Origin of the sequence: Actinomyces sp. AC-20-1 (assembly GCF_023369555.1) — a bacterium.
Taxonomy (GTDB): domain Bacteria; phylum Actinomycetota; class Actinomycetes; order Actinomycetales; family Actinomycetaceae; genus Actinomyces.
Map to the genome: position 1 here is coordinate 26,840 of NZ_JACJVC010000018.1, position 20,958 is coordinate 47,797.

17 protein-coding genes are annotated in these 20,958 nt (G+C 72.4%); 4 read left to right on the forward strand and 13 right to left on the reverse strand.

The genetic code is table 11. The annotated features are described in order from the left end of the window. Window positions 1-92 precede the first annotated feature (92 nt). Complete coding sequence (locus H6X67_RS09770; RefSeq protein ID WP_249368721.1) at window positions 93-1,025, reverse strand: endonuclease domain-containing protein; 933 nt, start codon at window positions 1,023-1,025, stop codon at window positions 93-95. Window positions 1,026-1,441: 416 nt separating this feature from the next. On the opposite strand from H6X67_RS09770, the gene H6X67_RS09775 reads away from it, so the two are divergent. Next, on the forward strand, window positions 1,442-3,115 hold the full coding sequence (locus H6X67_RS09775; RefSeq protein WP_249368720.1) for a lysine--tRNA ligase: 1,674 nt from the start codon (window positions 1,442-1,444) through the stop codon (window positions 3,113-3,115). A gap of 77 nt (window positions 3,116-3,192) precedes the next feature. Here H6X67_RS09775 and H6X67_RS09780 read toward each other — a convergent pair whose 3' ends face one another. The 12 genes from H6X67_RS09780 to H6X67_RS09835 all read right to left on the reverse strand — a co-directional run bounded on the left by H6X67_RS09780 (window position 3,193) and on the right by H6X67_RS09835 (window position 18,553). Then, window positions 3,193-5,400, reverse strand: coding sequence for an FtsX-like permease family protein (locus H6X67_RS09780; protein WP_249368719.1), 2,208 nt, complete (start codon window positions 5,398-5,400; stop codon window positions 3,193-3,195). Continuing rightward, a complete protein-coding gene (locus H6X67_RS09785) occupies window positions 5,397-6,176 on the reverse strand; it encodes an ABC transporter ATP-binding protein (protein ID WP_396121336.1) in 780 nt (259 codons plus the stop codon). Before H6X67_RS09785 ends, H6X67_RS09780 begins: the two co-directional genes overlap by 4 nt. After that, window positions 6,173-6,697: a PadR family transcriptional regulator gene (locus tag H6X67_RS09790; protein WP_249368718.1), complete on the reverse strand. Its 525-nt coding sequence runs from the start codon at window positions 6,695-6,697 to the stop codon at window positions 6,173-6,175. Before H6X67_RS09790 ends, H6X67_RS09785 begins: the two co-directional genes overlap by 4 nt. Before the next feature lie 235 nt (window positions 6,698-6,932). Continuing rightward, entirely contained in the window at window positions 6,933-8,201 is a 1,269-nt protein-coding gene (locus tag H6X67_RS09795; RefSeq protein WP_249368724.1) for an alpha-hydroxy acid oxidase, read from the reverse strand. 458 nt (window positions 8,202-8,659) lie between these two features. Further along, on the reverse strand, window positions 8,660-9,325 hold the full coding sequence (locus H6X67_RS09800) for an ATP-binding protein (RefSeq protein WP_249368717.1): 666 nt from the start codon (window positions 9,323-9,325) through the stop codon (window positions 8,660-8,662). A gap of 35 nt (window positions 9,326-9,360) precedes the next feature. Then, complete coding sequence (locus H6X67_RS09805; RefSeq protein WP_249368716.1) at window positions 9,361-10,806, reverse strand: mannitol dehydrogenase family protein; 1,446 nt, start codon at window positions 10,804-10,806, stop codon at window positions 9,361-9,363. Between the two features lie 76 nt (window positions 10,807-10,882). Then, the gene (locus tag H6X67_RS09810) at window positions 10,883-12,196 is read right to left on the reverse strand and encodes an RbtT/DalT/CsbX family MFS transporter (protein ID WP_249368715.1); all 1,314 of its coding nucleotides are present in this window, start codon (window positions 12,194-12,196) and stop codon (window positions 10,883-10,885) included. Between the two features lie 257 nt (window positions 12,197-12,453). Further along, window positions 12,454-13,287, reverse strand: coding sequence for a DeoR/GlpR family DNA-binding transcription regulator (locus H6X67_RS09815; RefSeq protein WP_249368714.1), 834 nt, complete (start codon window positions 13,285-13,287; stop codon window positions 12,454-12,456). Between the two features lie 105 nt (window positions 13,288-13,392). Beyond that, a complete protein-coding gene (locus H6X67_RS09820; protein WP_249368713.1) occupies window positions 13,393-14,052 on the reverse strand; it encodes a LutC/YkgG family protein in 660 nt (219 codons plus the stop codon). Between the two features lie 2 nt (window positions 14,053-14,054). Further along, window positions 14,055-15,698, reverse strand: coding sequence for a LutB/LldF family L-lactate oxidation iron-sulfur protein (locus tag H6X67_RS09825; RefSeq protein ID WP_249368712.1), 1,644 nt, complete (start codon window positions 15,696-15,698; stop codon window positions 14,055-14,057). Continuing rightward, the gene (locus H6X67_RS09830) at window positions 15,695-16,498 is read right to left on the reverse strand and encodes a (Fe-S)-binding protein (RefSeq protein ID WP_249368711.1); all 804 of its coding nucleotides are present in this window, start codon (window positions 16,496-16,498) and stop codon (window positions 15,695-15,697) included. The genes H6X67_RS09825 and H6X67_RS09830 overlap by 4 nt, the downstream gene beginning before the upstream one ends. Before the next feature lie 384 nt (window positions 16,499-16,882). Beyond that, window positions 16,883-18,553, reverse strand: a complete 1,671-nt coding sequence (locus tag H6X67_RS09835; RefSeq protein WP_249368710.1) for an L-lactate permease — start codon at window positions 18,551-18,553, stop codon at window positions 16,883-16,885. A 242-nt stretch (window positions 18,554-18,795) separates the two neighbouring features. Between H6X67_RS09835 and H6X67_RS09840 the strand changes: the two genes are divergently transcribed. The 3 genes from H6X67_RS09840 to H6X67_RS09850 are packed head-to-tail and all read left to right on the forward strand — an operon-like array spanning window position 18,796 to window position 20,954. After that, the gene (locus H6X67_RS09840; protein ID WP_249368709.1) at window positions 18,796-18,978 is read left to right on the forward strand and encodes a DUF8730 family Cys-rich protein; all 183 of its coding nucleotides are present in this window, start codon (window positions 18,796-18,798) and stop codon (window positions 18,976-18,978) included. Between the two features lie 3 nt (window positions 18,979-18,981). Then, the gene (locus tag H6X67_RS09845; protein ID WP_249435517.1) at window positions 18,982-20,685 is read left to right on the forward strand and encodes an FAD-dependent oxidoreductase; all 1,704 of its coding nucleotides are present in this window, start codon (window positions 18,982-18,984) and stop codon (window positions 20,683-20,685) included. Then, window positions 20,685-20,954 carry a metal-sensitive transcriptional regulator gene (locus H6X67_RS09850; RefSeq protein ID WP_249369560.1) on the forward strand — a complete coding sequence of 90 codons (270 nt, stop codon included), beginning with the start codon at window positions 20,685-20,687 and terminating at the stop codon, window positions 20,952-20,954. Before H6X67_RS09845 ends, H6X67_RS09850 begins: the two co-directional genes overlap by 1 nt. Window positions 20,955-20,958 lie beyond the last annotated feature (4 nt).

Consider the following 20,958-nt stretch of genomic DNA (forward strand, 5'->3'; position numbering starts at 1 on the left):
TGTGACAGCTGTTGACGATGGCACGGGAGCTTGGGGCGGTGGTGTGAGCTCCCATGTGCGTCGTGGTCGTGCACGCACGTGGGAGCCGGCAGCTATCTGGCTGCTTCCTCAACTTTCCGCATGATTCCGCGGTTGTAGGGGAGGGCGAGTCGGCGTGAGCGTGCGATGCCGAGCAGGGCGCGGCACACCGTGCGCCGGATGGCCCTCTCCCCCTCGACGACATCCGCCGCGGAGAGCCTGACCGGCACGTACCCGGCGGCCAGTGCCCGCTGGTCCCGCCGCCGGTCCTTCTCGAACTGCCCGCACGAGGAGTGGAACTCGAAGCCGTCGCACTCCACGACCAGCCAGCCCTCCACACACAGGTCCACCTCCCCGACGCCCTCCACGACCGGCGCCACCTCGACGTCCAGCCCTATCGCCCGGAGCGCGAGCCGCACCCGGGTCTCCAACGGAGAGCGGCAGCCCGGCTCCGCCAGGGCCAGTCGGCGGCGAGCCCCCACCGAGTACCGGCCCGTCAGCAGCTCGGTGACCTCCTCCGTGGTGGTGTCCCCACGGTTGAGCGCGGCGTCAGCGATGGTGAGCGCGTCGAGCTCGCTCAGGCACGTGAGAGCGCAGGCCACCACCTCCGCTGGGCGCACCAGAGGACGGTCGTCGACGGTGACCGGGGTGAGGACCGTCCTGCGGTGGACGACGACGCCCGTGGTCGGCCGGGTCGTGCTGGGGCGCAGCCCGCGGTTGGCCGGGACGACGATGTGGGTGCGCTGGTCGGTGCTCCAGGTGGGGTAGCCCAGCGCCCGCGCCGCGGTGAGGCACGTGAGATGGGCGCGGAAGTGACGCGCCTGCAGCACGTGGGGGTCGGTCCCCGGGATGGCCACGAAGCCCGGCGCGTGCTGCTGGAGGGTGCCGGCGGCCACGGCCGTCCTCAGCAGAGCCCGCTCGCGGGCGCCATGAGCCACCTCATCCACGTGCGCGGCTCCGTGCAGCGCCTCGATACGGGCAGCCAGGGAGGCGGTCTCCAGATCCATGGGGACAAGGATCCCTGTCGAGGTCACGACCTCCCCGAGTTATCCACAGGCTGGCGGTGGTGCCGTGGCGACGGAGCACGTAGCCGGGGCCTGTGGACTGGTGCCGTCCGTGCTCTCCAGCCTCCCCGCTGGCCCCGGCTCGGCGTGGTCGCCGCTGGCTGGCACGCTCATGTGACAGGTGCGACGAGCGTGCGGGCCTTTGGCGGTGCTGCGTGAGCTCCCACGTGCGTGGGTGGCGCCGACGCACGTGGGAGCGAGCCAACTGAATTCGACACCATCAGCTGAACCTTAGGATTCCAACGAAAAACTAGGGTCCTCGAGATACTTGGATGAGCATGAGCGTGCCACCGCGCCCAGGTGCCCACTCACCTGCCGCCCGGCGGGGAGGGCGCGGCTGTGCCGGTACACTCGCGCGCGTGAGTGACGAGAACCAGAACCCCGCCGCCGAGCCCGCTGTCCCCACCACCACCACCGCGGAGCAGTCCAGGAAGCAGCCCAAGGCGGAGCCGGGTCCCGGCGAGCAGTTCGAGGTCCGCGCCGCCAAGCGCGAGAGGCTCAAGGCCGAGGGCTGGGAGCCCTACCCGGTCCAGCTGCCCGTCACCACCACCATCGCCGCGGTGCGCCGGCGCCACGAGGGGCTTGAGGCCGGTGTGGAGACCGAGGACGTCGTCGGCGTCGCCGGACGCGTCGTCTTCCTGCGCAACACCGGCAAGCTGTGCTTCGTCACCCTGCAGGACGGCGCCGGCGCCACCCTGCAGGCGATGGTCTCCGCCAAGAACCTGCCCGGCCACGGGCACACGAGCCTGGCCTCCTTCAAGTCCGACGTCGACCTGGGCGACCACCTCTTCGTCCACGGGCACGTCGGCGCCTCGCGCCGCGGCGAGCTGAGCGTCTTCGCCGAGACCGCCCTCGTGGACGGGACGGACCCCGAGGCCCTGCCCGGGCTCGGGGACGAGGCCGTCGCCACCCCCGCCTGGCGGATCGCCTCCAAGGCCCTGCGCCCCCTGCCCAAGACGTGGACCAACGAGGCCGGCGAGTCCGTCACCCTCTCCGAGGACAACCGCGTGCGCCGCCGCGAGCTCGACCTGCTCACGCGCCCCGCCGCCCGCGACATGGTGCGCACCCGCTCCGCCGTCGTGCGCTCCATCCGCGAGAGCTTCCACCGCCGCGACTACCTCGAGCTCGAGACCCCGATGCTCCAGGTCATCCACGGCGGTGCCGCCGCGCGCCCCTTCGTCACGCACATGAACGCGTACGACATGGACCTCTACCTGCGCATCGCCACCGAGATCTACCTCAAGCGGGCCGTCGTCGGAGGCGTGGACCGGGTCTTCGAGATCAACCGCAACTTCCGCAACGAGGGCGCCGACTCCTCCCACTCCCCGGAGTTCGCCGCCCTGGAGGCCTACGAGGCCTACTCCGACTACAACGGCATGGCGGAGCTGACCCGCGACCTCGTCCAGCAGGCCGCCCGCGACGCCTTCGGCCTCGCCGAGGGCGAGGAGGTCGTCACCCTGGCGGACGGCACCGAGTACGACCTGTCGGGCGAGTGGGACAAGATCGACCTCTACACCTGCGTCTCCGAGGCGGTCGGCGAGGAGATCACCGTCGACACCCCGCGCGAGACCCTCGTGAGGATCGCCGAGCGGCTCGAGCTCGAGGTGGACGACTACGCGGTGGCCGGCAAGATCGTCGAGGACATCTTCGAGGTCACCGTGGGGGACCGGCTGTGGGCCCCGACCTTCGTCTACGACTTCCCGGAGGACACCTCCCCGCTCACCCGCTACCACCGCTCGCGCCCCGGCCTGACCGAGAAGTGGGACCTGTACGTGCGCGGCTTCGAGCTGGGCACCGCCTACTCCGAGCTGGCCGACCCGGTGGTCCAGCGCGAGCGCTTCGTCGCCCAGTCGTTGGCCGCCGCCAACGGGGACCCCGAGGCCATGGTCGTGGACGAGGACTTCCTCGTCGCGATGGAGCAGGGCTTCCCGCCCTGCGGCGGCATGGGCATGGGCATCGACCGCCTCCTCATGGCCCTGACCGGCCAGGGCATCCGCGAGACGATCACCTTCCCGCTCGTCAAGCGCTCCTGAAGCCGCCGGCCGGGGCGGAGGCGCCCCGGCCCGCCCCTCGGCCCGCCTCCCGGGCCGCCGTCTGCGGGCGCGCCCGGCTACTCGAAGCGCACCGTGCTGCCGGACACCATCCGCTCCCCGGCCCGGGCACTGGCCGTCACCGCGGCCCCCACGAGCACCAGGCACGCACCGACCACCGCGTAGTAGGAGCCGCCCGGCCAGCCGACCTCACGGGCGGACAGCCCGGTGACCAGCGCCCACGCCGTGTAGGCGCCGACGGCGACCGACAGCCCCAGGACCGTGGACAGCGGCAGCAGGCTCTCCCAGGCGATGGTGCGGCGTAGCGCCTTACGCGGCATGCCGACCAGGCGCAGCAGAGACAGGACCCGGCGCCGGTCCAGCACGGAGGCCACCGAGGCCACCGACAGCGACACCGCCGAGACCCCTGTGGCGATGAGGATCCCGATGTAGCCCAGTGCCGCGAACTGGTTCTCCGTGGCCGCCGCGGTGAGGGTCACGACGTCGGCGCGGGTGGTGGGGAAGGTGGTCAGCGGCAGGCCCGAGGTGGTCAGGGCCGTGCGGGCCCGCTCCACCGCCGCCGTGGTGCCGTCGGTGGCGACCAGCACGACGGCGGCACCCGGGCTCTCGGGCGGGCTCGTTGGCCGGGGGTCGGCCGCGTCGGTGGTCAGCCACAGGACGGAGACCGACACCCAGCCGGTGGCCGACCCGGCGTCCTGGGCGCCCAGGGCGCGGGCCTGCTCCACGGGCAGGACCAGCCGCGCCTGCGTGCCGAGCGCCTGCGTCGCCTCCGTCTCGTCCTCGCCGTCCTGGGGGAAGGCCAGGGTCGCGACCGCCACGGTGCTCACGCCCTCGACCTGCTCCAGGGTGCTGCGGGCGCTCTCCGCGGCCGCGGGGGCGGGCAGGTCGGCGGTGGCCGCGAGCGTCGTCGTCCGCAGGTGGCCGGGTCCCTCGTCGAGCCTGAGGACGCCGGAGGCGGCCGTGATCCCGACGGCGAACAGGGTGACGGCGTAGAGGGCGGCCACCAGCCCGCCGACGGAGCGGAAGGCGCTGCGCGGGTGCTGGGCCACGCGCGCCAGGGCGATGACCTGGGCGCTGGTGCGGGCGCGGCGCTGACCGGCCCGGGCCGCCCAGGAGGTGAGCAGGGGGCCAGCGAGCAGCAGGCCCACCATCGTGAGGGCGACCGAGGAGACGATGGTGAGCAGGACCAGGGTGGCGGGGACCTCGGAGTCCACCATCTCCCGTGAGGCCGCCATCCCGATCACCCCCAGCACGAGCGGCAGGAGGCCGACGGTGCGGGGCCGGCGCTCGCTGCGCTCGCGGCTGCCCCCGAGGGGCCCGAGGTCGGCTCGGCGGGTGCGCCACCAGGCGACCGCCGTCGAGCAGGCGACGGTGGCGAGGACCGTGCCCGCCACCGTCGCCGGGCTGGTGAGCAGGTCGGAGGGGAAGAAGGTGGAGGAGCCGATCCTCACGCGCGCCGCCAGCGGGATGAGTGCCAGGTACAGGGCGGTGCCGGCGACGGAGCCCAGGAGGGAGGTGGCGGCGGTCTCGGCGGCGGCGATGGCGGCAACGCGTCCCGGCGCGGCTCCGATGAGCCTGAGGGTGGCGAAGCGCTCGGCGCGCTGGGCGGCGCCGAGGTCGGTGATGATGCCGATGAGCAGCAGGACCGGCACGAGGATGGCGACGGCGCCGACGACGGCGACGACGCGGTAGGTCTGCGACTGGTAGTCGTAGCCGGCGAAGCCGGTGACCAGCTGGGGCCCGTTGGAGGAGTCGGTGCGCTCGACGGCGGCCTGCTCGGCGCCCCGGACCAGGACGAGGGAGTCGGGCCCCTCGAGGGCGTCGTCGGAGATGGTGCCGACCTGGGTGCCGTAGCGCTCGCCGAGCTGGTCCGCGGGGGACGCGGCGATGAGGCGGGTGAGCGCGGGGGAGGCCAGGTACTCGCCGGGGCCGGGGACGACGTCGGAGCCGGGCACGCGCACGGTGGTGCCCGGGGCGGTGGCGATGGTGAGCACGGAGATCGTGCGGTCGCCGTAGTGGTCTGAGGCGGAGACGGCGGCGGCCTGGTCGGGGGAGAGCTCGGTGCCCGGCTCGAGGTAGGTGGGGGCGGTGGTGATGAGCTCGTGCCAGGTGGAGCGCTCGGCGCGCACGCCGACGGACTGGGAGGCGGCCAGGATCATGAGCAGCAGGGCGGTGCCGAGTGTGACGCCGGCGACCACGCCGACCAGCCGGCGTCGGGCCGAGGCGTCCCCGGCGACGATGAGGTGGGCGAGCGCGAGGCTGCTCATGGGCGCTCGCCCCCTGCCGGCGGGGTCGTGCCGGGGGCGTCCAGCGTGCCGGGGGCGCCGCTGAGACGGCCGTCGCGCACGATGACCTCGCGGTCGCAGTATGCGGCGGTGCGCGCGTCGTGGGTGACGACCACCAGGGCGGCGCCGACGGCGCGAGTGGCGGACAGTAGGGTGCGCATCGTGTGCTCGGCGGACAGGGAGTCCAGTGCCCCGGTGGGCTCGTCGGCGAAGAGGGCCCTCGGCTCGGTGACCAGGGCGCGGGCGACGGCGACCCGCTGCGCCTGGCCGCCGGAGAGCTGGGTGGGCCGCTTGTGCTCGTGTCCTTCCAGGCCGAGCTCGGCCAGGCGGGCGCGGGCCCGCCTGAGCGCCGTGGCGCGCGGGACCTCGCTCAGCAGCAGGGGGATGGTGACGTTGTCGAGGGCGCTGAGGTCCGGCAGGAGCTGGCCGAACTGGAAGACGAAGCCGAAGGCGGCCAGGCGCAGGCGGGAGCGAGCGGTCTCGTCCAGGCGGGTGATGTCCTGACCGTCGTAGAGGACGGTCCCGGAGTCCGGCACGAGGACCCCTGCGAGCACGTGCATGAGGGTGGACTTGCCGGAGCCCGACGGGCCGGTCACGGCCAGGGACCGGCCCGCGGCGATGTCCAGGTCGATGCCGCGCAGGGCGTGGGTGGTGCCGAAGGACAGGTCGAGCCCGCGGGCGCTCATGACGAGGTCGGGTCGTCTGGTCGCCGGTGCCGTGGGGGTGGCGGGTGCTGGCGTGCTGCGGTCGGTGCTCATGCGAGGACCTCCGTGCGCAGCTCGGCCAGGCGGGCGGCGGTCAGGTCGATCCAGCGCAGGTCCGCCTCGAGGTGGTAGAGGGCGTGGTCGGCCAGAAGGGTGGTGCGCAGGTCGGCGCCGTCCTTGCGCCGGGTGATCTCGCGCATGCGGGCGGTGTGGGTGGTGCGCTGCAGGTCGAGGAGGTGCTCGGCGTCGTCGTCGAGCAGCAGGGCGATGACGGTCTTGGCGAACAGGTCCGCCTGGATGGAGTCGGAGGGGACCTCCGGGGTGGTGATCCACTCCTCGACGGCGGCGCGGCCCTGCGGGGTGATCGCGTAGCGCTTGCGCTCGGGGCCTGCTCCGGGCTCGGCGCCGGCGAGCTCGATGAGGCCGTCGCGAAGGAGGCGCGCTAGGGAGGCGTAGACCTGGCCGAAGGCCAGGGGCTTGGTCTGGGCGAACCAGCGGTCCCAGCTGGTCTTGAGGTCGTATCCGTGGCCGGGGCCGGTGCCCAGCAGGCCGAGGAGTGTGAGTCGCGTGTCCACAGCCCGAGTATACATTCGTAGTATACCCTGTGTGTACAGATGGTCGTGGTCCTTGAGGGTCGGGACCCGTCCTGCGCCCGGGACGGACAACCGGCCTCGGCACCCGTCGGTGCCGAGGCCGGTGCCGGGACACGCCCGCGGCCTCGGTGCCCGCGACAGCACGGAAGACCGGAGTGCTGCGCGGGAGGGCGCGCGCGTGCGGTGGTGGCGTGCTCGCGGTCGCGCCGGAGCGCGGCTAGCGCGAGACGGCGTCCGCCGCCGCCTTGACCTGCGCTCGCACCGGCACCAGGCGGGTGAGCTGGGTGACGTGGCGCGGCTCGAGCTCCTCAAGGCTGGAGACGCCCAGGAGCTTCATGGTGCGCACGAGCTCCTCGCGCAGGATCGCGATGGTCCGGTCCACGCCCTCGCGGCCACCGGCCATGAGCCCGTAGAGGTAGGCGCGTCCGATGAGCGAGAACTTGGCGCCCAGCGCCGTCGCGGCCACGATGTCGGCGCCGTTCATGATCCCGGTGTCGATCATGACCGTGGCGTCGGAGCCGACCTCGCGCACCAGGTCGGGCAGCAGGCGGAAGGGCACCGGGGCCCGGTCGAGCTGGCGTCCGCCGTGGTTGGACAGGATGATGCCGTCCACGCCCAGGTCCAGCAGCCGTTTGGCGTCGGGGATGTTCTGGACGCCCTTGATGACGATGTTGCCGTCCCACATCCCCCGGATGACCTCCAGGTCCTCGTAGCTGATGGTGGGGTCCATGGCGGAGTCGAGCAGCTCGCCCACGGTGCCGCCCGTCGAGCTGAGCGAGGCGAACTCGAGCTTGGGTGTGGTGAGGAAGTCGAACCACCACCAGGGCCGGGGGATGGCGTTGAGGACGGTGCCCGCCGTGATCTGGGGCGGGATGGAGAAGCCGTTGCGCTTGTCCCGCAGACGGGCCCCGGCCACGGGGGTGTCCACCGTGAACATGAGGGTGTCGAAGCCGGCGGCCGCCGCGCGCTTGACCAGTCCGTAGGAGATCTCGCGCTGGCGCATGACGTAGAGCTGGAACCAGTTGCGGCCGTGAGGGTTGGCGGCGCGCACGTTCTCGAGGGAGGTGGTGCCCAGGGTCGAGAGGGTGAAGGGGATGCCGGCGGCCCCGGCGGCGCCCGCCCCGGCCACCTCCCCCTCGGTCTGCATCAGGCGCGTGAACCCGGTGGGGGCGATGCCGAAGGGCATGGCCGAGGGGTCGCCGAGGATCTGGCAGGAGGTGTCGATGTCGACCGCCGGCCTGAGGATGTCGGGGTGGAGCTCCACGTCGCGGAAGGCCTGGCGGGCGCGTCGCAGTGAGATCTCGCCCTCGGCCGCGCCGTCGGTGTAGTCGAAGGCGGCGGCGGGGGTGCGGCGCTTGGCGATGGTGCGCAGGTCCCAGATGGTCTGAGCGGCTGCGAGACGGCGGCGGCGGGCATTGAGGTCGGGTGTCGTGAAGTGGAGAAGCTCGAAGATCTCGGATGGGTTGGGGACCTGGCGCTTGACCATGTAGTGACCAACTTCGTTGTTGACGGACAGTGCTGGAGCGAGCCGGCGCCGCACGGGTGCGGGCCGGATGTCCGCCCTGAGACTAAGGTCAGGCATACCTAACTGCAAAATGGTGTATGGGGTGAGGCCCGAGTCGGCCTGGCTACCGAGTCCGCCGGGGCGCCGCACGGTTGGCGCAGCCCTCGGCGGGTTGCACGCTCATGTGACGAGGAGACGCGCACGATCCGCATGATTCTGCGGTTCTCGCGCGGGCTCGCTCAAAGGCTCGCGGCTCCCGTGTGCGTGGGTGTCACGCACGCACAGGGGAGCATGCCAGCCAGTTTTGGCGCCAGTGCGCAAACCGTGGAATACCAACGAAAAACCTGGATCGCCGACGGGGCCTGGGTGTCATGAGCGTGCGACCGCACGGTGTCGAGGGCCAGCGTCGGGGCCGGCAGGGCCGTCCGGCCCGATCCCGCTCAGGCGGCCCCGTCGGCACGGGGCTCCGGTACCCCGGGCGAGGCGATGAGCCGGGTGGTGAGCGCCTCGCGCTCGCGGCGCGAGACCGGGCGGCAGCCCTGCGCCACCCAGCGGTCGATCCTCTCCCGCTCCGAGCGGGCCAGCCGCAGGCCTCGCGTGAGCAGCACCGGCAGCGGCTTGCGGTGCTCGGACAGGTCCCGGCGCAGACGGAACCACCAGGTCTGAGCCCGCGGGCGGCGCAGCACGAGCGCCTCGGCGATCAGGCCCTCGGCCCGGCAGCGCTCGACGAGCTCGGAGGCGAAGATCTCCTCGGCGACGAAGACCGGGGCCTGGCCGATGTCGAGGTCCCGGTGCCCGCGGGTCGCGTTGTCCGGCAGCGAGTAGACGGGCACCCGGGTGCCTCCGGCGGCGCACAGCTCGCGGATCGCCGCCATGGCGCGCTCGGCGTCCCAGGAGGCCGGGTGGTCCCAGTCGATGCGGCTCATGGCCTCATCCGGTCGCACGCCCTGCGGGCCGGAGACCTCGCCGTCGAGCAGGGGCATGCCCGGCTCGGTGCCGTCGCTGTAGAACTCGTCGAGGTTGAGACGCCTGGCCCCGATGCGGCGCAGCGGGGAGGTCTTGCCGGAGCCGGACGGGTCGGTGAGGAGGATGACGCGGGCGCTCACGGGGACCCAGCCTACGAGAGCGCCGGCCCGCGGTGTCACCCTGTGACGAGGTCCCTCATCCTCGCCCGGGCCCCCTGCTCGCGCAGCAGGCGCAGCTCCTCCAGGTAGGTCGTGCGGAAGCGCTCGTCCTCGGCGAGGTCGCCGAAGACCGCCGTGTTGCTGATGAAGGCCAGCGGGTCTGCCGTCTCCTGGGCCTGGGCCAGCGGGCGCAGGTCATCCACCTGCTCGATCTCACCGCCCTGCTCGTCGACGCCGAGGACGCCCAGCGACCAGGCTGCGCACAGGGCCGCAGCCAGACGGATGGGCCCGCCGTGCGTGAGGTTGTCGCGGACCGTGCCCAGGACGAACTTCGGCATCCCCGAGGGGGCGAAGAAGGTCAGGCGTGCCAGCGTGTCCGCGACGGCCGTGTTCGTGAACCGCTCGAAGAGCGTGTCGACGTAGTCGTCCAGGTCGATGCCCGCGACCGGCAGCAGGCAGGGCTGTGCCTCCCGGGCGAGGAAGGCGCGGGTGACGGCGGCGATGTCCGCGTCCGCGGCGGCCTCGTGCGCGTAGGTCATGCCCAGCAGTCGGCCCCAGTGGCCCAGCCACTGGTGGGAGGCGTTGAGCAGGCGCAGCTTCATGAGCTCGTAGGGCACGACGTCCTCGACGAGCTGGACGCCGACCTCCTCCAGGGGCGGGCGCCCGGCGCAGAAGTGGTCTTCCAGGACCCACTGGGTGAAGGGCTCGGCCACCACCGGCCAGGCGTCTCGGACCCCGAGCTCGGCCGCGATCTGCTCCACCTCCTCGGGGGTGGTGCGCGGGGTGATGCGGTCGACCATCGAGCTGGGGAAGGCGACCTGCGTCTCGATCCACTCGGCGAGCCCGGGGTCGCTCATACGCGCCTGGGTGACGACGGCGGTGCGCGCCGCGCGCCCGTTGCCCGGCAGGTTGTCGCAGCTCATGACCGTGAAGGGGACCGTTCCCGCCTCGCGGCGCAGGCGCAGCGCCTCGACGAGGTAGCCGAAGGCGGTCTCGGGCTCGTGCGGGTGCTCGGCGTCGTGCACGGCGCCTGGGGCGGCGGTGTCGAAGGCGCCGGTGGCGTCGTCGATGTTGTAGCCGCCCTCGGTGACCGTGAGCGAGACGATCCGTGTGGCCGGCGCCGTGAGGACCTCGAGGACGCCCGGACGGTCCTCGGGGGCGAAGCGGTAGTCGTGGATCGAGCCGATGACGGTGTGCTCGCGCCGGCCGTCGGGGTGCTTGAGGGTGAGGGAGTACAGGTGGTCCTGGCCGGTGAGGGCGTCGCGCATGGCGGCGTCCTGGGGCAGCAGGCCCACCCCGCAGATCCCCCATTCCAGGGCCTTGCCCGCGCGCATGAGCCGGTCGAGGTACATGGCCTGGTGGGCGCGGTGGAAGCCGCCCACGCCCATGTGGACGATGCCGGTGGTGACGGCGGAGCGGTCGTAGGTGGGGGCGAGCGGGGAGGCGGCGAGGGAGGTGGTCATGGTGTTGGAGTCCTTGTCCTGAGGGGGCGGTGCGTGGTTGGTGTCCGTGTCTCGGTGCGGCAGGCGCGAGGGCTGGTCAGGCGGTGACGGTCTCCTCCCGGGATCCGGCGGCGTCGGCCGAGGTGTCGAGAATGCGGGCGTTGCCGGGCAGCTTGAGGGCGAAGCACAGGAGGAAGGAGATGACGTAGAGCCCGGCCAGCGCCATGGCGACCCACAGGTACCCCTCGGCGGTGGTCTCATCGCCCATGAGGAGGGTGACGACGGCGGGGCCGACGAAGGCCCCCAGGCCCGCACCGAGGTTGAGGATGGCCAGTGCGTTGCCGGTCTCGCCGTGGGCGTGGGCGGTGATGAGCGGTGTGGTGGGCACGTGGGCGCTCAGACCGATGCCGACGGCGGAGGTGCCCAGGGCGATGAGCAGGAAGCTCGGGCCCGCGATGAGCGGGATGAGGTAGATGTAGACCAGGGCCGCTGCGGTGATGGGCGTGGCGAACCACTGCAGCGTGTTGCGCCAGCCGATCTTGTCGCCGACCACGCCCCAGAAGACGTCGCTGAGGACCGCCACGAAGCCGAAGATCGAGAACTCCAGGATCGCCAGGGACTCGGGCATGCCGAACACGCGGTGCAGGTAGACGACGTAGTAGGCCTGCATACCGTACTGGCCCGACAGGTTGATGACCTTGACGACGCCGCCCACGGACACCTTGGGGTAGCGCCACAGCACGGACACCGCCGAGCCGACGGACTCCAGCACCGACTTGCCGCGGGTCTGGGCGGAGGACGGGTGCCGCCGCAGGAACAGCATGCCGGTGGTGCCGCCGACGGCGGCCAGGGCCCAGCCCAGCCAGAGGGTGGCGATGTGGCCGATGTGGGGCAGCAGCAGGCTGGACAGGTAGGAGCCGATCAGCTGCATGCCGAAGCTGAAGGCGAACCAGAACCACCCGGAGACGGACGACTGGCGGGCGGGTGGCGTCACCATCATCGTCCAGGTGAGGAACCCGTAGGCGAACATCGGGTAGCCGAACCCGCGCAGCCCGTAGGACAGGAGCAGCAGGGGCAGGTTGTGGCTGGGCAGGCCGACGGTGATGAACAGCGCGTCGCACGTGAGGAACGAGATGAGACCGATGAGCATGACCCGGCGGCAGCCGATGGCGTCGCACAGGGCTCCGGACAGGAAGGCGGCCACGGCCACGACGATGCCGTAGGAGGTGACGATCATCGACGCCTGGGAGACGGCGAAGCCGACCGCGTCACTGGACAGGTAGTTCGTGATCCACACGGCCTCGATGCCGTCGCCGATGACGAAGATGATCACCGCCAGGAATCCGACGGCGAGGTTGGTGGGGAATCCAGTCCTCTGGATGGCTGCGACGAGCCTGTTGGAGCTGGGCATAGTGCACGATCACCTTCGATCGTTCTTCGGAGCCGGCGACCTTCGCCGGTGACCCCAGTGTGTGCTCGCAGAGTGACCGCGACGGTGCCCGGTTGACCGCCCTCGGTGGACCGTTGTGGTGGTGCGTTGACGCTGACATGTCGTTGACATGAGGTGCTCGCGGGTGACCGGACGGTGCCCGGGGCGCCCGCTGGTGGGGGCGGCGGTGACCGTTGTGGCCGTGTCGACGCCGGGGACGCTCGGGGCCCGGGCCCCGCTCACACGCGCTCGACCTGCGGTCCCATGGCGCTCAGTCGCCGCGCGGTCGCCGACCGCAGCTCCCTGCCGGTGATGATCCGTTCGACGGCGCGCACGTGCGCGAAGCGGACGAAGGTCGAGTGCCCGAACTTCATGTGGCTGCCGACGAACACCGCCCTGCGGGCGACGGCCAGCGCAGTCTCCTTGACCGCGGCCACGGCCGGGTCCGGAGTGGTCATCCAGCCATCGTCGGTGACGCCGTTGGCGCCGATGAAGGCCAGGTCCGGCTCCATGCGCCCCAGCATGGCGGTGGCCCAGTGGTCGACGGCGCCGAGCGTGGTCGGCCGCACTCGGCCGCCGACGCAGATGACGGTGTAGCGCGGCCGCTTCGCGAGCTCGACCGCCACCGGCAGGGAGGCGGTCACCACCGTGAGGTCGCGGTCGGCGGGCAGGGCGCGACCTACGAGCAGCGGCTGGTTGCCCTCGTCGAGGAAGACCGTCTCGGCGTCCTCCAGGAAGGCGGCGGCCGCGCGGGCGATGCGCGCCTTCTCCTCGGCCTGGTAGGTGGACCGGAAGGACTGGCTGGTCTCGTATGCGGCGGACTCGGCGGCCGTGACCCGCCCGTAGGAGCGGATGATGCGGCCGGTCGACTCCAGCTGGCGCAGGTCGCGGCGGATCGTCTCCACGGACACCCCGAACAGCGCCGGCAGCGCGGCCACCTCTGCCTCGCCGTGCTGGCGCAGGCGGGCGACGAGGGCCTCCCGGCGTGCGCGGGCGCCCGACGCGGCGGAGCCGGGCTGCTCAGCGGGTGTGTGGCTGGTGTGGGGCGTGGGAGCGGCGTCGGCGGCGGTCATGGCCCCATCCTGCCGTCTGAGGGGCGCCGCCGGAGCAGCCGGGCCCAGACACGGCGCCGGTCCGGTGGGGACCCCTGTCTCCATCGGACCGGCGCCGTGTGCGTGTCAGTGCGCGATGACGACGCGCAGGTTGCGCGGGCCGTGCACGCCGTTGACGCGCACGAGCTCGATGTCGCTGGTGGCCGAGCCGCCGGCGATCCACGTCGTCGGGCGGGTCGGGTGCTGGCCCAGCACGTCCACGGCCTGGGGGACCGTCGGCATGATCATGCCGCGCTCGATGACGACGACGTGCGTGTCCGGCACCAGCGTGATGGCCCGGCGCCCCTGGTCCGGCTCGCCGTCGAGGCAGATCGTGCCGGACAGGGAGATGGACACCCGCGAGCAGGTGACGACGGCGTCGATCTCGTTGAGCTCGAGCGTGGGGACCGGCTCCTCTCGGGAGTCCTCGCGCATGGTGCGGCCCCCGCGGGCGGCGGCCTCCTTGTAGGCCTCGGGCAGGCCGGCGGGCACGACGACGCTGCGCGCGCCCTGGTCCACGAGGAAGGCGTCGATCGCGTCGGCGACCTGGGCCTCCTCACGGGCCTCGACGACCTTGGCGGAGTAGTCCTCGAGCTTCTCGACCATGTCCGCGACCACCGGGTCCGAGCCGGGGGCGTGCTCGCCCTGGCGGATGTAGTCGCGCGGGATCTCGCGGACGGGACGCCCCTGCTGCGAGCGGGAGATGGCGTCGCGGGCGCGGGCGAGGATGGCGGTCTTGGCGTCCATGCTCAGGCCTCCTCATCGTCGTTGGTGCGGGTGGTCATGCCGTGCGGGCCGGCGAGCGGGATGCCCATGACGGGGGCGTCCGTGCGCGGCGCGCTGGCGTCCGAGTCCGGGTGGGTGCGCTTCCACCACTCGCGGAAGGACTCCTTGGGCGTGACGGGCACGTCGCGCGAGCTGGTCCACCCCTCGACGACGGGCACCGGCATGTGGCCGATGCGGCCCTTCTTGCCGCCGAGCAGGCGGGTGGCCTTGGCCCCCTGGTCGACGAGGTTCCAGACCTTGCTGTTGCTCATCGCCGGGCCGGTCACCCCCATCGCCAGGTCCCAGATGTCCGGCACCGCGCGGCGCTTGATGTCCACGGAGCGGGCGCGCAGGTGGATGAGGATCGTCGGGATGTCGATCTTGACGGGGCAGACCTCGCCGCAGGCCCCGCACAGGGAGGAGGCGAAGGGCAGGGTGTGGACCGGGTCGTCGTCGGCGAGCCCCTGGGTCAGCTGCGGGGTGAGGATCGCGCCGATGGGGCCGGGGTAGACCGAGCCGTAGGCGTGGCCGGAGGTGTGCTGGTAGACGGGGCAGATGTTCATGCAGGAGCCGCAGCGGATGCAGGCTAGGGCCTGGCGCCCGATGGCGTCCGACAGGACCTTGGTGCGTCCGTTGTCCATGAGGATGAGGTGGAACTCCTGAGGGCCGTCGCCGGGGGTGACACCGGTCCACATGGAGGTGTAGGGGTTCATGCGCTCGCCGGTGGCCGAGCGCGGCAGGAGCTGGGCGAAGATCTCGGCGTCCTGGTAGCGGGGGACGAGCTTCTCGATGCCCATGAGGGTGATGAGCGTGTCCGGCAGGGTCAGGCACATGCGGCCGTTGCCCTCGGACTCGAAGATCGAGACGGTACCGGTCTCCGCGATGCCCATGTTGGTGCCGGAGATGGCGACGGGGGCGTGCAGGAACTTCTTGCGCAGGTGGGCGCGGGCGGCCCCGGCCAGCTCCTCGGGGGTGTCGGACAGGTCCGCGGGGGCGTCGTCCATGCGGTCGAGGAAGATACCGCGCACCTCGGAGCGGTTGCGGTGGATGGCGGGCACGACGATGTGGGAGGGCATGTCGTCGGCGAGCTGGACGATCATCTCGGCGAGGTCGGTCTCGTGGGCGGTGATGCCCTCGGACTTCAGGTGCTCGTTGAGGTTCGTCTCCTGGGTGGCCATGGACTTGACCTTGACGACGTCGTCGCAGCCCTTGGAGCGCAGGATCTCGGTGACGATCTTGTTGGCCTCGGCGGCGTCGCGCGCCCAGTGGACGATGCCGCCGTGGGCGGTGACATTGGCCTCGAACTGCTCGAGCAGCTCGGGCAGGCGGGAGGCGACCTCGAACTTGACGGCCTCGGCGGCGTCGCGCAGGGCCTCCCAGTCCGGCATCTCGTCCACGCGCATCTGCCGCTTGTTACGGATCGTGCGTGTGGCGTGGCCGAGGTTGCGGCGCATCTGCGTGTTGGCGAGGGTCTTCTGGGCGCCCTCACGGAAGGTGGGGCCCCAGCGCAGGGCGTCCTCGGGGATGTCGACGGTGGTGCGCCACCCTCCGGTGTGGGCGGCCGGGGCGTCGGGCATGCCCAGGAAGGTGGGCTCCGCGGCGGTGCGGGGGAGGTCTGTCTGCGTCATCGTGACACCACCTGGGCGCTAGCGGGGGCGAAGGAGATGTTGCCCTGGAAGGGGGCCTCCTTGGTGGAGGCGAGGATCTCGGCGAGGTGCATGACGCGCACGCCGGACTGGACGCGGGAGAGGGCTCCGCCGATGTTCATCATGCAGGAGTAGTCGCCGGTGCACAGCACCTCGGCCCGGGTGGACATGACGTTCGCGGCCTTCTGGGAGACCATGGCGGTGGAGACCTCGGGGTTCTTGACCGAGAAGGTGCCGCCGAAGCCGCAGCAGACCTCCTTCTCGGGCAGGTCGATGAGGGTCAGTCCCTCGACGGCCTGCAGGAGCCGGTAGGGGCGGTCGCCGACGTGGGCGACGCGCACCGAGTGGCAGGTGGGGTGGTAGGTGACCGTGTGGGGGAAGTAGGCGCCGACGTCGGTGAGCCCGAGGACGTCGACAAGCAGCTCGGACAGGTCGTAGGTGTGGGCGCCGATGCGGTCGACCTGCTTGGCCAGGGCGGTGTCCCCGACGTGGTCGGCGACGATGCGCTGCTCGTGGCGGGCGGCCCCGGCGCAGGAGCCGGAGGGGACGACGATGGCGTCCCACTGGTGGTCGAGGACGGGCTCGAAGGTCCTCACGTGGTTGCGGGTGATCTCGGCGGCCTGGTCGAAGTAGCCGGTGTTGGCGTGCATCTGGCCGCAGCAGACCTGGCTCTCGGGGAACACGACCTCGTGCCCCAGGCGCTCGAGGATGCTGACGGTCGCTTGAGCGGCCTGGGTGAACATGGCGTCTGCGAGACATGTCGCGAACAGTGCGATTCGCACGGGTGGGGTCCTTCCTCCACGACGTCGTTGACGGGGCGGACCCAGGTTAAGAGCGTGTGACGGAGGTCCTGGCCCGTGCGCGACCACCCGCGTCGTCTCGCATGTCGAAACGCCGGTGCGGCGGGGAAAAGTCGGTGTGTCGCGACAGGGCTGCGGGTGCGCTGCCGGAGCCTGCTGGGCCCGTGGGTGGGGGCTATTGCGCAAACAGTGGCTGAGGTTTTGCCGGCGGTGCTCCGTGGTGGACGGTCCCGACGGCGAGGCAGGAGCCGGCAGGCGGCCCGACGGCGAGCGGCCCGTGGACGCGAACCGGCCCGCCCGCGTGTGCGGGACGGGCCGGTGCGGCTCGCGCCGGGTGCCGCTCCGGGGCCGCCGTGGTCCGAGGGCTCAGGGCATGTAGAAGCTGAGCACCCCCGAGGAGGCCAGGAAGGTGATGGTGCACAGCAGCAGGAGCAGGCCGATCGAGTAGGGCGCGACCTTCTTGAGGATCTCCGCGTCCTTGCCGGGGGCGTCGAGGGCGGAGGTCGCCACCGCCAGGTTCTGCGGGGAGACGAGCTTGCCCAGGCCGCCGCCGGCCGTGTTGGCGGCCAGGAGCACCTGCGGGTCCAGGTGGGCGCCGGCCGCGGCGGTCGCCTGGAGGTTGGCGAAGAGGGCGCCCGCCGAGGTCGCCGAGCCGGCGACCGCCGTGCCCAGCCAGCCCAGCGTCGGCGAGATGAAGGCGAAGGCCGCGCCCGTGGACGCCAGGGCGGCGCCGACGGCGGTGGTCTGGCCCGAGAAGTTCATGACGTAGGCCAGTGACATCACCAGGACGATGGTGAGGATCGACAGCCGCAGGTTGTAGATCGTGCGCGGCAGGACCATGAGCATCTGGGGGACGGAGGTCGGGAAGCGGCCGCCGGAGGAGACCAGGCCGTAGACGACGGCGACGACCAGCCCGGTGACGAAGATCCACGTGCCCGGGTTGGACAGGACCTGCAGGGTGTAGACCGCCGAGCTCGCGGGCTCGCCCGTGGGCGTGAGCAGGTTGCCGTAGATGCCGGGCCAGGGGATCTTGACGTCCGTGGAGGACAGGAAGGCGGACAGGGGGGCGACGAGCTTGGTGGTCGCGATGATGACGACGACGAGGACGTAGGGGAGCAGCGCCAGGCTGATGCGGCCGGCGTCGGGACGGTCCGTCTCGTTGACGCTCGTGCGGGCGTCCTCGGGGGTCCGGGGGGTCCACACGGCCAGGAAGAGCGTGCAGGCGACGAGGGAGAGCAGGGCGGCCGAGACGGCCGTGAGCTCGTAGGAGACCTGGGAGACGACGAAGTGGCCGACGGCCATGGCGGCGCCGCCGACGAGGGCGAGCGGCCACAGCTGCTTGACGCCGCGCATCCCGTCGATGATGAACAGGACGACGAGCGGGACGAGGACGGCGATGATCGCGGTCATACGGCCCATGACGGCGGCGACGGCGACGGGGTCCTCGCCGCCCAGGCGGCCGGCGGTCGTCGTCGGGATCGCCATGGCGCCGAAGCCGACGTTGATGCCGTTGGCGACCATGGCGGTGACGGCGGCCTTGACCTTGGGCATCCCGAGGGACAGGAGCATGGCGCAGGTGATGGCGACGGGGGCGCCGAAGCCGGCGAGGCCCTCGAGCAGGCCGGAGAAGCACCAGGCGATGATGAGGGCCTGGGCCCGCTGGTCGCCCTTGCCGATGAGGTCGAAGACGGACTTGAGGTCCTCGGCGCGGCCGGAGGTCTCGGTGAGGTTGTAGAGCCAGACGGCCGCCACGATGATGTAGACGATCGGCATCAGGCCCATGGTGGCGCCCTGGGTGGCGGACAGCAGGCTCATGCCCACCGGCATGTGGAAGGCGGCCGCGGCGATGAGCACCGACAGGACGAGCGCGATGAGCGAGCACCAGTGCGTCTTGACCTTGAACACGCCCATGAGGACGAAGAACACGATGAGGGGCAGCAGCCCGACGACCGCGGAGAGGAAGACGTTGCCGCCGACGGCGGTGGTCGAGGGGGTGAAGGCGAGCGGCACGAGGGCGCTCAGGGCGGTGGGACTCACGTGATTCACTTCCAGGGTCGGGAGCGGGACGTCGTTGTCGATGTCCCCGGCTGGGTCGGGCTGATTCTGGCACCTCGGGCGGCCGTGCACGAACATGACGAGGAGGTCGTGGTGACCAGGACTGGATTCTATACCCCCGGGGGTATAGAATCCTCGCGTTCCGACACCCCGAGGGGAGCCTGCGCCGGCTGCCAGAGCCGGCCTGCCAGACTCCGAGGGGCACCGAGAGAAAGGACCCTCCCATGTGCCGTCCCGTGACCTGCAAGACCTGCGGCAAGACCACCTGGGCCGGCTGCGGCCAGCACGTCGACGCCGTCAAGGCCTCCGTCCCCGCCTCCCAGTGGTGCACCTGCGACCGCAGCGCCCCCAAGCCGGGCGCCGCCCCCGCCGGAGGCTTCCTCTCCCGCCTGCTCGGAGGCCGCTGACCCATGACCAGCCCGACCCCCGCCCGCCGGGTCATCGTCGTCGGCGGCGTCGCCGCCGGCATGAGCGCCGCCACCCGCCTGCGCCGCCTCGACGAGCGCGCGAGCATCACCGTCCTCGAGCGCGGCGAGCACGTCTCCTTCGCCAACTGCGGCCTGCCGTACTACGTCGGCGGCGTCATCGAGGACCGCGACGACCTCCTCCTCCAGACCCCCGCCTCCCTGCGCGAGCGCTTCGGTATCGACGTGCGCGTGCGCACCGAGGCCCTGAGCGTCGACCGCCGGGCCCGCACCGTCCACGTGCGCACCACCGCCCCCGACGGCACCACCGGTGAGGAGGAGCTGGCCTACGACGCCCTCGTCCTGGCCCCCGGCGCCCGCCCCTTCGTCCCCCCGGTCCCCGGCGTCGAGCGCGCCCTGACCCTGCGCGACGTCGCCGACGCCGACGCCCTGGCCGCCGCCGTGGCCACCGGCGGCCCCGACGGCGCCCCCGCCCGCTCCGCCCTCGTCCTGGGGGCCGGCTTCATCGGCATCGAGACCGCCGAGAACCTCCACCACCGGGGCCTGGCCGTCACCGTCGTCGAGCTGGCCGACCACGTCCTGCCCCCGCTGGACGAGGAGATGGCCGCCCCCGTCGCCGCCCGCCTCGCCCAGGCCGGCATCGAGGTCCGCACCGGCGTGTCCGTCGCCTCCCTCACCGAGCGCGAGGCGCTGCTCACCGACGGCACCAGCGTGCCCGCCGACGTCGCCGTCGTCGCCGTCGGGGTCCGCCCCGACTCCACGCTCGCCCGCGAGGCCGGGCTCGAGGTCGACGACCGCGGCGGCATCGTCGTCGACGCCGAGCAGCGCACGAGCGACCCCGCCATCTGGGCCGCGGGCGACGCCGCCGTCAAGGCCGGTGCCATCGACGGCGCCCCGGCCCTCGTCGCCCTCGCCCAGACCGCCAACCGCCACGGCAGGGTCGTCGCCGACTCGATCGTCGGCCGCCCGGCGCGCTCCGTGCCCACCATCGCCACCGCCATCGTCGGCGTCCTCGGCCTGCAGGTCGCCATGACCGGGTGGAGCGAGAAGCGGGCGCGCGCCGCGGGCCTGGACGTCGCCGTCGTCCACGTCCACCCCTCCGACCACGCCGGCTACTACCCCGGCGCCCAGTCGATGAGCCTCAAGCTCGTCGCCGAGGCCGGCACGGGACGCGTCCTCGGCGCCCAGGGCGTGGGCCCCTCCGGCGTCGACAAGCGCATCGACGTCATCTCCACCGCGATCCGCGCGGGCCTGACGGCCCCCGACCTCGCCGACCTCGAGACCACCTACGCCCCGCCCTTCGGCTCGGCCAAGGACCCGGTGACGATGCTCGGGCTCGTCGCGGACAACACGCTGTCCGGCCTGACCCCCACGATCCAGTGGCACGAGCTCGACGAGGCCGTCGCCGCCGGGGCGAGCGTCGTGGACGTGCGCAGCGCCGCCGAGTACGAGCGGGGCCACATCCCCGGCGCCGTCAACATCAGCGTCGACGGCATGCGCGAGCACCTGGACGAGCTCCCCGACGGCCCGCTCATCGTCTCCTGCCAGGTGGGCCTGCGCGGTCACGTCGCCGCGCGCCTGCTGCTCCAGCACGGGCGCGAGGTGCGCAACCTCGACGGCGGCTGGCGCACCTGGTCCGCCGTCCACGGCGCCGGCGTCACCGGCCCCGAGCCCGGGCAGGTGCGCTGATGGCCGTCGAGCTCGACCCCGAGGAGCTGCGCCCCACCATCACGCGCCTCAAGCGCGCCCGCGGCCAGCTCGACGGCGTCATCCGCATGCTCGAGGAGGGGCGCGACTGCGAGGCCGTGGTCACGCAGGTCGCCGCTGTGTCCAAGGCCGTGGACCGCGCCGGCTTCGCCATCATCGCGACCGGGCTGCGCACCTGCTACGCGGACGAGCCCTCCGGCGAGGGCGTGGACGTCAAGCGCCTGGAGAGGCTGTTCCTCTCCCTGTCCTGATCCC